This is a genomic window from Streptomyces sp. NPDC020801, from assembly GCF_044334385.1.
Lineage (GTDB): Bacteria > Actinomycetota > Actinomycetes > Streptomycetales > Streptomycetaceae > Streptomyces.
The window spans coordinates 101,276-113,136 of record NZ_JBIRST010000010.1 but is presented as its reverse complement, the minus strand read 5'-3'; the positions used below and the strand labels follow the sequence as shown (position 1 = coordinate 113,136).

Annotated in this window: 10 protein-coding genes, 1 tRNA gene and 3 pseudogenes; 10 read left to right on the top strand and 4 right to left on the bottom strand. The window is 70.8% G+C overall.

All coding sequences use genetic code 11. The features are described from left to right. Position 1: 1 nt before the first annotated feature. Positions 2–152: pseudogene (locus ACH4UM_RS21805) on the bottom strand (NADH:ubiquinone oxidoreductase); the annotation flags it as partial. A gap of 309 nt (positions 153–461) precedes the next feature. Beyond that, entirely contained in the window at positions 462–917 is a 456-nt protein-coding gene (locus ACH4UM_RS21800; RefSeq protein ID WP_398181676.1) for a MarR family winged helix-turn-helix transcriptional regulator, read from the bottom strand. Between the two features lie 67 nt (positions 918–984). On the opposite strand from ACH4UM_RS21800, the gene ACH4UM_RS21795 reads away from it, so the two are divergent. The 6 genes and pseudogenes from ACH4UM_RS21795 (at position 985) to ACH4UM_RS21770 (ending at position 5,697) form a co-directional block, all read left to right on the top strand. Beyond that, positions 985–1,491, top strand: coding sequence for a hypothetical protein (locus tag ACH4UM_RS21795; protein ID WP_398181673.1), 507 nt, complete (start codon positions 985–987; stop codon positions 1,489–1,491). Beyond that, entirely contained in the window at positions 1,488–3,086 is a 1,599-nt protein-coding gene (locus tag ACH4UM_RS21790; protein ID WP_398181671.1) for a multicopper oxidase family protein, read from the top strand. Before ACH4UM_RS21795 ends, ACH4UM_RS21790 begins: the two co-directional genes overlap by 4 nt. Positions 3,087–3,196: 110 nt before the next feature. Next, positions 3,197–3,679 (top strand): annotated as a pseudogene (locus ACH4UM_RS21785) (MFS transporter); the annotation flags it as partial. Next, positions 3,648–3,782 (top strand): hypothetical protein, encoded by a 135-nt coding sequence (locus ACH4UM_RS21780; protein WP_398181668.1) that lies wholly within the window; start codon positions 3,648–3,650, stop codon positions 3,780–3,782. The pseudogene ACH4UM_RS21785 and the gene ACH4UM_RS21780, both read left to right, overlap by 32 nt. Before the next feature lie 137 nt (positions 3,783–3,919). Continuing rightward, positions 3,920–4,867: a beta-ketoacyl-ACP synthase III gene (locus ACH4UM_RS21775; protein ID WP_398181665.1), complete on the top strand. Its 948-nt coding sequence runs from the start codon at positions 3,920–3,922 to the stop codon at positions 4,865–4,867. 152 nt (positions 4,868–5,019) lie between these two features. Further along, on the top strand, positions 5,020–5,697 hold the full coding sequence (locus tag ACH4UM_RS21770; protein WP_398181663.1) for a GntR family transcriptional regulator: 678 nt from the start codon (positions 5,020–5,022) through the stop codon (positions 5,695–5,697). Here ACH4UM_RS21770 and ACH4UM_RS21765 read toward each other — a convergent pair. Continuing rightward, positions 5,673–6,400, bottom strand: a pseudogene (locus ACH4UM_RS21765) (MFS transporter). The gene ACH4UM_RS21770 and the pseudogene ACH4UM_RS21765 overlap by 25 nt on opposite strands. Positions 6,401–6,540: 140 nt before the next feature. Between ACH4UM_RS21765 and ACH4UM_RS21760 the strand changes: the two are divergent. Both ACH4UM_RS21760 and ACH4UM_RS21755 read left to right on the top strand, forming a co-directional pair. Further along, positions 6,541–8,082, top strand: coding sequence for an aldehyde dehydrogenase family protein (locus ACH4UM_RS21760; RefSeq protein WP_398181660.1), 1,542 nt, complete (start codon positions 6,541–6,543; stop codon positions 8,080–8,082). Positions 8,083–8,265: 183 nt separating this feature from the next. After that, positions 8,266–8,350, top strand: a tRNA-Leu gene (locus ACH4UM_RS21755). Here the strand turns inward: ACH4UM_RS21755 and ACH4UM_RS21750 are convergent. Continuing rightward, complete coding sequence (locus tag ACH4UM_RS21750) at positions 8,332–10,035, bottom strand: recombinase family protein (RefSeq protein ID WP_398181658.1); 1,704 nt, start codon at positions 10,033–10,035, stop codon at positions 8,332–8,334. The genes ACH4UM_RS21755 and ACH4UM_RS21750 overlap by 19 nt on opposite strands. A 1,102-nt stretch (positions 10,036–11,137) precedes the next feature. On the opposite strand from ACH4UM_RS21750, the gene ACH4UM_RS21745 reads away from it, so the two are divergent. Further along, positions 11,138–11,515, top strand: coding sequence for a DUF2637 domain-containing protein (locus ACH4UM_RS21745; RefSeq protein WP_398181655.1), 378 nt, complete (start codon positions 11,138–11,140; stop codon positions 11,513–11,515). Further along, positions 11,512–11,841: a DUF2637 domain-containing protein gene (locus ACH4UM_RS21740; protein ID WP_398181652.1), complete on the top strand. Its 330-nt coding sequence runs from the start codon at positions 11,512–11,514 to the stop codon at positions 11,839–11,841. Before ACH4UM_RS21745 ends, ACH4UM_RS21740 begins: the two co-directional genes overlap by 4 nt. Positions 11,842–11,861 lie beyond the last annotated feature (20 nt).

The following is an 11,861-nucleotide window of genomic DNA, read 5'->3' as shown; positions in this document are numbered from 1 at the left end:
CCGGGCTCCCCCGGTAGCCCTCGACGGAGTTGAACAGAGGTTTCCGCGCCACAGAGGTACGCGCCCGCGCCGCGCCGGATCTCGATGTCGAAGGCGTACCCGTGGCCGAGGACGTCGTCGCCGAGGAGGCCGCGGGCGCGGGCCCGCGCCACCAGTGCCGCCGGTGCCCGCTCGCACGGGCCCGGGCACGGGGAGCGTTCGACCATCCCGGGGTCGGCGGCCCTCGTCCCGTCGCGGGCGGCGCCCTCCCAGGAGGACTCGGGAGGGCCGAGCAGGGCGTCGACCGCCACCCGCTCCTCGTCCGTCGGCTTGCTGTCGCCGAAGCGCAGGTCCACTTGTGTCACCTCACGTCGGTCGGGGCGGGCAGCTTCCCGATCCGGATCGCCGACGCCCTGAACTCCGCCGTGCCCGCGATCGGGCAGTTGGCCTCGATCGTCAGCCGGTCGGTGCTTGGCGCCGCGTCAGGTTGCCGGGGCCGCGACGAAGCGTTCCAGCAGGGTGCACAGCAGATCCTGGTCGCCCTCATCCATGTGGCCGAGGAGCCGTGCGGCCACGTCGTCGGCGACGACGGACGCCTCGGCGAACAGCGCCCTGCCCTGTTCGGTGATCTCGACGGCGTAGGCGCGCCGGTCGGTGGGCGAGGGGCGGCGTACGGCCAGGCCGCGGGTCTCCAGATCGTCGACCGTGCGCACCATCGAGGACTTGTCGCCGCCGGTGAGGTCGATGAGCCGGCGCTGGCTGAGCGGTCCGTGCAGGTCCAGGTTGAGCAGGACACCGTAGTGGCGGCCCTCGATGCCCAGGGGACGCAGGGCGTCGGCGAACGTATGGGCGGCGCGCCGCTGGGCGAGGCGGAGCAGCGGGCCGACGCGGACACGGCCGGTGCCGGATGGGCGCGGGGGGGAGTCGGGCGTGTTCATCGGCATCAGCATAGGGCAAAGCGAGATTGGTTCTTGTAAGATGGTTCTATGTGGCACTATCTCATGCATGCCTAAATCGATTGCGTGCACCTCGCCCCCGGTCCAGGTGCCACCCGCGAACGGCGGACGCCCTCCGGCGCGTCGCTGGGCCCTGATGCTCTTCCGGACCGTGGTGACCTGCGAGGCCGTCCTCGCTCTGGGGCAGGCGGTCCTCGCCGGAAGCTTCCTGTCCGGTCACTACGCGGCCCTCGACCTCCACGCGCTCAACGCCACCGCCACCGGGCTCACCGCCGTGGCACAGACCGCGGCCGCGCTGCTGCTGTGGCGGCCGGGCGGCGGACCGGGCTGGCCGGCCCTGGTCTCCGTCGCGCTCTTCGGCGCGGAGGCCGGGCAGATAGCCATGGGGTACGGGCGGGTGCTCGCCGTGCATGTTCCGCTGGGCGTGGCGATCATCGCCTGTACGTTCCTGATGCTGGTCCGGGCCTGGCGCCCGGCGGCCGCACGGACCCCGTCCTCCCGCACCGAAGGCGCCGGGCGCACCGAGGGATCCGCCGCCGAGGAGGGGTCCGCATGACCGGCGGCATCACCAGGCGCCGCCTCCTCGCCGCGGCGGCCATGGGCGGCGGCGCGCTCACCGCGGGCGGATGGGCCGTGGCCGGTGGGGCGCTGACGTCCGGTCAGCCGGGGCTGCTGCTGCGCAGCCGGGCCCCGTTGCCGAGGCCGTACGAGGTGCCGCTGCCCGTGCCGCCCCTGCTCGCACCGGTCAGCACGAGCGGCACGGCGGACGTCTACGAGATCACTCAGCGACCGGCGCGGCTGCGGATCCTCCCGGGGCTGGAGACCGGCGCCTGGACCTATGACGGGACGTTCCCGGGGCCGACCATCGTGTCCCGCTCCGGACGCCGGACGGTGGTGCGGCACCGCAACGAGCTGCCCCATCCGACCGTGGTCCACCTGCACGGCGGGCACACCCCGTACGGCAGCGACGGCTACCCGACCGCGTTGATCCTGCCCCGGAACAGCACGGCAGGCACGGCAGGCATGGCAGGCACGGCAGGCACGGGCGGGATGCCGGGCATGTCCGGAGGCGGTGGCGCGCAGGACACCGCCGCCGGGCAGCGGACGTACACGTACCCGATGGAGCAGCGGGCCGCCACCCTCTGGTACCACGACCACCGCATGGGCTTCACCGGACCGAACGTCTGGCACGGCCTCGCCGGGTTCCATCTGGTCCACGACGACGAGGAGGCGGCCCTGCCCCTGCCCGGCAGGGAGCGCGACATCCCGCTGCTGATCGCCGACCGGTCCTTCGCCGCCGACGGCTCCTTCCAGTACCCCGCGCTCGATGCCGGACAGCGCACGGCGGGCGTCACCGACCGGTACATGGACGGTGTCCTGGGCGACGTCATCCTGGTCAACGGGGCGCCCTGGCCGGTGCTCGAAACCCAGCGGCTGCGCTACCGGCTGCGGCTGCTCAACGGCTCCAACGCCCGCCGCTACCGACTGGCGCTGGACCCCGCGCCGCCGGGCGGCGGCGCTCTGGTGCAGATCGGCGGCGACGGGGGCCTGCTGGAGCGGCCGCTCGCGCACGGCACCCTGGACATCGCCCCGGGCGAACGCTTCGACGTGGTCGTCGACTTCGCCCGCTACCGGCCCGGCACCCGGGTACGGCTGGTCAACCGCCTGGGCAGCGGCGGCACGGCGGCCGTCATGCGGTTCGACGTCTCCGGTGCCCGGCCGCCTGCCGACGACTCCCGTGTACCGGACCGGCTCTCGGTGATTCCCGCACCGCGGGCCGACCGGGCCAGGGCGACCCGTACCTTCCACTTCCAGCGGCTGCCCGGATCCGGATGGACCATCAACGGCCGCCCCTACGAGCCCGGCAGGCCGCTGGCGACCGTCCGCCTCGGTACCACCGAGGTGTGGCGATTCGTCACCGACTTCCACCACCCCGTGCACCTGCACCTGAACCACTTCCAGGTGACCGCCCGCAACGGCCGGTCGCCCGGCCCGTACGACGCGGGCTGGAAGGACACCGTGGATCTGCGTCCCGCCGAGTCCGTGGAGATCGTCACCCGCTTCACCGACTACCCGGGGCGGTTTCTGCTGCACTGCCACAACCTCGAGCACGAGGACATGGCGATGATGGCCGACTTCGTCACGGAGTGAGCCAGGCCTCGCGCCGATCACGCAGCCCGCAGCCCCCCAGCGTAACGAGCGGCGGTTGCCGAGAGCGCGCTCCCCTTCCAGCTCGCAATCGTGATGCTGGGCCTGTCGGCCTGATCGGACGCAAGAACAGCTACCGCCTCTACCTGGGCGCAGGCGCGCTGATGTACCTGCTGGTCGCCCTGTTCGGGGACACCTCCAAGCCGCTGTTCGTGCTGAGCGCGCTGGTGACCCTCCCCTTCTACGGCGGCGGGGTCGCCACCGTCCCCGACTGTCTGAAGGACCTCTTCGGCGCCGACGGGGTCGGCGCGATCCACGGCCGGCTGCTCACCGCCCGGTCCACCGCCGGCGTGCTCGGGCCGCTCATCGTCAACCGGATCGCCGACCGCCGGGAGGCGGTCGGCAGACACGGCTCCGCCCCGTACGGGCCGTCGTTCGCCGTCATGATCGGGCTCCTCGTCGTCGGCATCGCCGCCAAAGAACTCGTCCACCCCGTCCACCCCGTCCACCCCGTCCGCCCCGTCCGCCCCCGCCACCACCTGCCCGCGCCGAGGAAGGACGCCGATGCCGCACGACAACAGCCCGAAGCGGCCTGACCGGCGGCCCCTGATCGCCTTCGCCTGGCTGTGGGTGGGCACGCCCCTGGCCTACGGGCTGTACGAGCTCGTGCGGAAGGCGACGCAGTCGTTCACGGGGTAGGCCTTCGGGCGTCCGAGCGTCTGACCGAAGCCGACAAGCCGGGCGCACGATTCCTGTGGCATCAGCTGCCGTGCTACCCGTCGGTCACTGATCACACTGGTGAATCCCGCTACTCACGGCAACGAGGGGGATCACCAATGAACGGCTCGCGCATCGCCGCCGTCGGCCACTACCAGCCCGCCAGAGTGCTCACCAACGAGGACCTGGCCGGCATGGTGGACACCAGCGACGAGTGGATCAGGAGCCGGGTGGGCATCCGGACCCGGCACATCGCCGCCCCCGACGAGCCGGTGGACGAACTGGCCGCGCACGCCGCCGCCAAGGCCCTCGCGGCGGCGGGTCTCACCCCCGGCGACATCGACCTGGTGCTGGTCGCCACCTCCACGGCCGTCGACCGCTCCCCGAACATGGCCGCCCGCGTCGCGGCCCGGCTCGGCGTGCCCGGGCCGGCCGCGATGGACCTCAACGTCGTGTGCGCCGGCTTCACCCACGCGCTCGCCACCGCCGACCACACCGTCCGCGCCGGCGCCGCGGCACGGGCCCTGGTCATCGGCGCCGACAAGATGTCCGCCGTCACCGACTGGAGCGACCGCACGACCTGCGTGCTCGTCGGCGACGGGGCGGGCGCCGCCGTGGTCGAGGCCTGCCGCCCCGGCGAGGAGCCCGGGATCGGGCCGGTGCTGTGGGGTTCGGTGCCGGAGATGGGGCACGCGGTACGCATCGAGGGCACGCCCCCGCGGTTCGCGCAGGAGGGACAGAGCGTCTACCGGTGGGCCACCACCAAACTGCCACCGCTGGCCCGGGAAACCTGTGAGCGGGCGGGCCTCGCGCCCGAGGACCTCGCCGCGGTCGTCCTGCACCAGGCGAACCTGCGCATCATCGAGCCGCTCGCCGGGAAACTCGGCGCGGTCAACGCGGTGGTCGCCCGCGACGTCTGCGACTCCGGCAACACCTCGGCCGCCAGCATCCCGCTCGCCTTCTCCAAGCTGGTCGAACAGGGCTCCGTCACCGCGGGCGACCCGGTGCTGCTGTTCGGCTTCGGCGGCAACCTGTCGTACGCGGGGCAGGTCGTGCGCTGCCCGTGAGCAGGGGTGTGCCCGCGGGTGTGATGTGCCCAACTCCCGCCAGGGCCGCCACTGTGCGTCGTAGACTGTAGACGAAAGACAATCGATACTGGCTGTCGGTGAACCGGCTTGCCGGCTGTGGTGCCCGGCCCTGCCGAGGAGGGGGACCCACGATGTTGTCGGCAGGACTGCCCCAGGGAGCAGTGCCCAGGCTCGAACGGCCCGGCCCGCTGCGCGAACGCGTTTACGAGGCGCTGCTCGAACTCATCACCACCCGCGCCCTCCAGCCCGGTCAGCACCTCGTCGAGAGCGAACTCGCCGGCCACCTCGGCGTCTCCCGGCAGCCGGTGCGCGAGGCGCTGCAGCGGCTGAACACCGAAGGGTGGGTCGAACTGCGGCCCGCGCAGGGCGCGTTCGTGCACGAGCCGACGGAGGAGGAGGCCGACCAGCTCCTCACGGTCCGCACGCTGCTGGAGGCCGAGGCCGCCCGGCTGGCCGCCGCCGACGCGGACGGCGCCGGCATCACGGCACTGGAGGAGCTCTGCACGCAGGGCGAGCGGGCCGTCGCCGACGACGACGTGGACGCCGCCGTCGCGCTCAACGCCCGCTTCCACGCCAAGATCATGGAGTTGGCCGGCAACGCGGTCCTCGCCGAACTCGCCGCGCAGGTCGACCGCCGGGTGCGCTGGTACTACACGCCGGTGGCCCGGCAGCGCGGCGGTGAGTCCTGGATCGAGCACCGCGGCCTCATCGCCGCCATCGCCGACCACGACGAGCAGCGCGCCACCCGGCTGATGCGAGAGCACACCGAGCACACCCGCACGTCCTACCACGAGCGCGCGCAGTCCTGAGACCACCCGCCGGTGCGGCCCGCCCGGCCACCGTGCCCCGGCCGGCGCAGCAGCAGCGCCCGCGCCGCCGCCACCATCGACACACCGCCCGCCAGCGCATAGGCCCCGTTGTAACCCCGGGCGCCGACCACCGCGGGGTCGAGGCCGCCGCCGACAGACCGCTGATCAGCTTGCCGCTTTACACCAGCCCGTAGTTGGTGGCGTTGCAGTTCTCGCCGAAGCAGTCCGGGGTCAGCGCGGCGAACATCGCGTATAAGGCGCCGCCGCCGAAGCCGGAGAGGAACGCGAAGAACAGGAACAGCCACTCGTTCTTCATGTCACCCGCCCAGATGACACCGAACTGGGCCAGCCCCAGGACCAAGATGACGAACACCATTGTCGTCTTGCGTCCCCACAGGTCCGACAGCCAGCCCACCACCGCGCGGCCCACGCCGTTGATGACGGCCATCACGCCCATCGAGGAGGCCGCGACCATCGGATCGAAGCCGATCTCCTTGGCGAAGTCGACCTGGAAGGAGATAGCGAAGTTCGACACACCGGCGGTCATCACGACCGTGATGGGGAACACTTCCCCGAAAGCCCTTCGCGCACCCTCACCGGACCCTCGGTGTCGGCCGTCCTCGGTGTCCGCACCTTCGGGTGTCCGGACCCTCGACGTCCGGATCTCTGTGTCCGGACCCTCTGTGTTCCGCGCACCACGCACCAACCCGGCGCACGACAGTGCGAGCCGTCCGCCGAACGAACCGGACCATGTGCCGAACGAACCGGACCGTGCGCCAAACGAACCGGACAGTTCCCGCCCCCGCCCCCGCCCCCGACCGTGCACCGGAAGCGGAGCAAGCCATGCCACCCACCCTCACCCTCAAGCCCGGCACGTCCTGGACCGACGCCTGGCGGCGCTGCCTGGCCGCCGCGCCCGAAGCCTTCCGGGACGACCGCGTCCTCAACCTCTGGAACGCCGCCTGGCAGACGGACGGCCGTGCGCTGCCCGCCACCAGCCCGGTGGACGGCACCCCCATCGCGGGCCCGCCCCGTCTGGACCGTGGCATCGCCCGCCAGGCCGTACGGGCCTCACTCGACCAGCACCGCGCCTGGCGGCACGTGGCCTTGGAAGAGCGCCGGGCCCGGGTCGCGGCCACCCTCGACGCCCTGACCGAGCACAGGGAGTCGCTCGCCCTCCTCCTGGTCTGGGAGATCGGCAAACCATGGCGGCTCGCCCAGGCGGACGTCGACCGGGCCATCGACGGCGTGCGCTGGTACGTCGACGGCATCGAGCCGATGATCGCGAACCGGTCCCCGCTGGACGGCCCGGTGTCCAACATCGCCAGCTGGAACTACCCGATGAGCGTCCTGGTCCACGCCATGCTGGTCCAGGCCCTGGCGGGCAACGCGGTCATCGCCAAGACCCCGACCGACGGCGGCGTCGCGTGCCTGACCCTGGCCTGTGCACTCGCCGCCCGCGAGGGCCTCCCGGTCACGCTCGTCAGTGGCACCGGCGGCGAACTCTCCGAGGCGCTGGTGCGCGCTCCCGAGATCGGCTGCGTCTCCTTCGTCGGCGGCCGCGACACCGGCGCCGCCGTGGCCACGGCGGTGACCGACCTCGGCAAGCGCCACATCCTGGAACAGGAGGGCCTGAACACCTGGGGCATCTGGAACTACACCGACTGGGACGCGCTCACGCACGTCATCCCCAAACTCTTCGACTACGGCAAACAGCGCTGCACGGCCTATCCACGCTTCGTCGTCCAGCGCGACCTGTTCGACGAGTTCCTGGCGGCGTACCTGCCGGCTGTGCGCGGTGTGCGGGTGGGCCACCCCCTGGCCGTGGAGGGGCGGGACGACCCCCACCCGCACCTGGACTTCGGCCCGCTGATCAACACCGCCAAGGCCAAGGAACTGCGGGACCAGGTGGCGGTGGCCGTCGACAGGGGCGCCGTCCCGCTGCACCGGGGCCGCCCGGAGGACGCCCGCTTCCTGCCCGGCCAGGACACATCGGCGTACGTCCAGCCGGTCACCCTCCTCAACCCGCCCCGCTCCTCCCCGCTGCACCACGCGGAACCCTTCGGCCCCGTCGACACGATCGTCCTGGTCGACACGGAGGCGGAACTGCTGGCCGCGATGAACGCGTCCAACGGCGCCCTGGTGGCCACGCTCTCCACGGACGATCGGGAGACCTACGCCCGCCTGGCCCCGCACATCCGCGCCTTCAAGGTCGGCCACGGCAAGCCCCGCTCCCGCGGCGACCGCGACGAGCTGTTCGGCGGCTTCGGCGCCTCCTGGCGCGGCGCCTTCGTCGGCGGCGAGCTCCTGGTCCGCGCCGTCACCCAGGGCCCGCCGGGGGAGCGGCTGCCGGGCAACTTCCCCGAGTATCAGCTGATGCCGTGACCTGCCCGGCCCAATGCCCCTGACCTCGCAACATCCACGGAAGGTGGGGCGACGGCCACGATCCGTATCCGCCCCCCGGAGATCCCTCCGGGGGGCGGATACGCAGGTGAAAGGCACCGCGAAAGCTTGGTATTGTTGTCCATGTCGCCGCGGGGCAGCCCCCTGCAAGGCGGCAGACACCTGGTCCGGGTGGCGGAATGGCAGACGCGCTAGCTTGAGGTGCTAGTGCCCTTTATCGGGCGTGGGGGTTCAAGTCCCCCCTCGGACACTCGCTAACTCGCTATACCGATACGGAATCGAGGGCCTCGACCTAACGGTCGCGGTCCTCGTTGCGTTGTCGTAGGTAATGGTGATGCCGAGGGCTTCGTGGAGTGGTCCTTTCTTGTCGGCGTCGGCGGCTTGGATGCGTTGTGCGATGTCGCCGAGTCTCTCAGTAATCTCCTGGATCTGGTCGGCGGTGAGGTGTGGTTCCTTCTTCCGAGTGACGGCGGGCAGGGCGTCGAGCTTCTTCTGCGCTGCGTCCTTGTCTCGCTGCGCGTCGTTGATCCACTGGGTGACGACGGCTGGGTCGGCTCCGGCGTCGAGGGCGGCCTGGTAGCGGGCGAGCCGTCGCTCGCAGTCCTTGATCGCCTGGCGGGCCTGGGCCTGCTCGGGGGTGTGGATCGGCGCGGTGCTGGCTGCGCGGCTCGCGGCGCTGAGTGCGGTGATGGTGGCGGTGAGCCGGTCGGGGGCGAAGGCTCGGGCGATCCATGTGTCCAGTGCCTGGCACACGATGTCTTCGCGCAGGTTGACGGTTCGCGGGTGGTCGAGCCCTGGGTAGAGGGCGGCTTCCTGTTCCTTGAATTCGCATCGGTAGTAGACGCGGTCGCGGATCGGAGAGGGCTGCATTTTCCGTCCGCACAGGGTGCAGCGCACTCGTCCTCGCAGGACGTAGGGCCGCAGGCTGCCTTGCCGGCCGGGGCGTTCCTGCCGCTGCTGCGCGCGGGCGCGCTGTCTGCGGGTTGCCTGCACGGCTTCGAAGAGTTCCTTGGTGACGAGCGCGTCGTGTGCGGGCTCGGTGGAGTGGATCCACTCCTCGACGGGGTTGTGCGTCATGTGGGTGCGGTGGCCGAGGGCGACGTCGTCGATGTCGATGAGGCGTTCTTCTTTGCATTGTTTGTTCCACACCTCGTGGCCGGTGTAGCGGGGGTTGAGGAGGACCGCTCTGACCGCGCCAGCTTGCCATGCGGTCTTCGTGCGGTGCGGATTGCGGGCGGCATCGTGGGCGGAGGGGCAGGGAATGCCCTCGTGGTTGAGCAGTGCGGCGATGGCCTTGTCACTCATGCCATCGACGTACATGGTGAAGACGCGCAGTACGACGGGTGCGGCGGCGGGGTCAGGTTCGAGTTTGTGGATGCGCTGGCCGATGGCCGCCTTGGCGGGGTTGGGGTGGGGTCCGGCGTCGGCGATCCGGTAGCCGTAAGGCGGTCGCCCACCGAGGTAGCGGCCCTGGAGCTGCGCTTGGGAGCCCATCGCGGTACGGACCCGGATCTTGACGCGGTTGCGTTCTCCCTTGCTCATGCCGCCGAAGACGGACATGACGAGGTCGTGGGCTTCGTTGTCCGGGTCGATCGGCCCGCCGACCTCCGGGACCCACAGGGGGATGCGGAAGTGGACGAAGACGGGGAAGGTGTTGCCGAACTGGTTGCCGTAGAAGGTGCGCTGCGGCTCCCCGATCACGACCGCGTCGAATCCGCGATTGGGGTTGCGGAGGGCTTGGAGGAGTTCGTTAGCGCGGGGCCGGCGTTGCCAGGGCAGGGAGCGGCTGTGGCCGAAGTCGAAGTATTCGGTGACGATCTGGCCTCCTGCGGGTCCGATCAGGGCTCGGGCGCGGGTGAGTTGCCAGTTTCTGGACGCCTCGGGATCTTGAAGGTCCTCGGTGGAGCAGCGTCCGGCGAAGGCGAAACGGATCACGTGCGGTCAGACCCCCAGTGGGTATGGCATGGAGCGCGTTGCGGGTGTTATGTGGCGGTCTGTCGTACCTCGAATGGGCGAGAAGATCCAGCGGGGCCTGCTCTTGCTAGGTGTCTCCGGCCTCGGGGCGTGCCTGGTTGGGAGGGGCGATCATGGTGTGAAGGAGCTGCAGGAGGGCTGCGGCGACGGGCTCGGTCACCTCGGGTGGTTCCTGGGGGAGGTCCATGTGGATGCTCCTGGGGTTGTCCGTGCTCGAGTGCCACTCGGGTGGGGGCTCGCCGTCGGGCGCTGGGGCCGGAGAACTCGTTGGTGCTGGCACATCCCCTATAGAGATGTCGCACCGCTGATTTGTCGTCCTGTGTCGACCGGGGACCTTGTGGAGCGGGCTCGGTGGCTGAAATCCGTGCCGAGGGCGATGCGCACATAGAGGGCCAGGTGAGACCATATGACCGAGGACGGGGACGTGGTGGAGTTCCGCTTCAACGTTTAGTTGGCGCCGTAGCATCGGCGTGACGATCTGGCAAATGTGCAGGTCAGATGGGGTCTGCCTGATTCAGGGTCGACCCCGTCGCTGTATCCGCTGCTGGATCCGTGCTGGATTCCCTGACGTCTCGTCACCTGTCGTCATCCCTGGTTATCCGCACTCTTGCTGGATCGGTGCTGGATCGAACTGACGGGGCGTCATCTGTATGGGCGCGCGTTCGGCTACGGATTCCGTTGCCGACGGGGCGGTGCGGGCTGTTGTCGGTAGTGTCAGGGCCGGGTGGGCGCGGCGGTGGTCTCGTTGCCTATGGATGGCGGACAGGGATCGCGATAGGGCCGTCGCCGCCTGTGGCCGACGGATGGTGAGGCCCGGGATGTTTTTTGGTCGCAGGTTTGAGCCCTCGGCGGGGCACCGACAGCGTCTGTACGGCCTCGAACAGGTCGTGAGCTGGTGCTTTCCGGGACTGTCGCGGTGCCGCAACAGCGGGGGCGCCGTCGGCGTGGGGGTGGTTCCCGGTGAGCTCCCCGGGTGCGGCTGGCCGCGAGGAGTTTCCGGACGTTCGTGACGCCTCGCCGGACACTGTGAGTGGTGGTGTCGGGTTCGAGGTGTGGGTGCGGCGTGGCTGGTGCCTTGCTGGTCGCCTCGGTGGCCGAGTACGTCTCGTACGTTCATCAGCGGGCGTTTGCCCTGCAGGGCGGGGCGGATGCGGTGAGTGCGAGGCTGTGGCCGTTGTCAGTGGATGGGCTCCTGCTGCTGGCGACAGTCGGACTGCTCAATACGACTCGCACGGCGGGGCGTCGGGCGCGGGCCGTGGTGTGGCTGGCTTTCCTTCTCGGCATCGCCGTCTCGCTTGCGGCGAACGTTGCGGCCGCGCGTGCGCTGGCGTGGAAGCCGATGCTGGTGGCGGGCTGGCTGCCGGTCGCCCTGCTGCTGTCGGTGGAACGCGGCTACGGTCGCGGCCCGCGGCGGCGCCGCAAGCGCGGTGAGCCCCGATGAGGGCCGCCGACGAGCCCCGACAGGACGGTTCACACGGTTCTCGCGCGGTTGACCTTGAGACCTGGGTGCGCCGGGGCTGCGCCCTGGTGGTGGCGTCGGTTGCTGCGTACGCCTCCTACGTTCACCAGAGGTCGTTTGCTCTTCAGGGCGGGGTAGACGCCCCGAGCGCCGCGCTGTGGCCGTTGTCCGTCGACGGATTGTTGCTCCTGGCGACGGTCGGCCTGCTCAAGCCTCCTCGGCACGCCAGCCGCCGGGCACGCCAGCTGTCTCCCCGTCAGTTGTCAGGGAGACGGATGATCTTTACCGCAACAGATGCGACAACTTAGAGGCTGTCTCACGTGGTGCT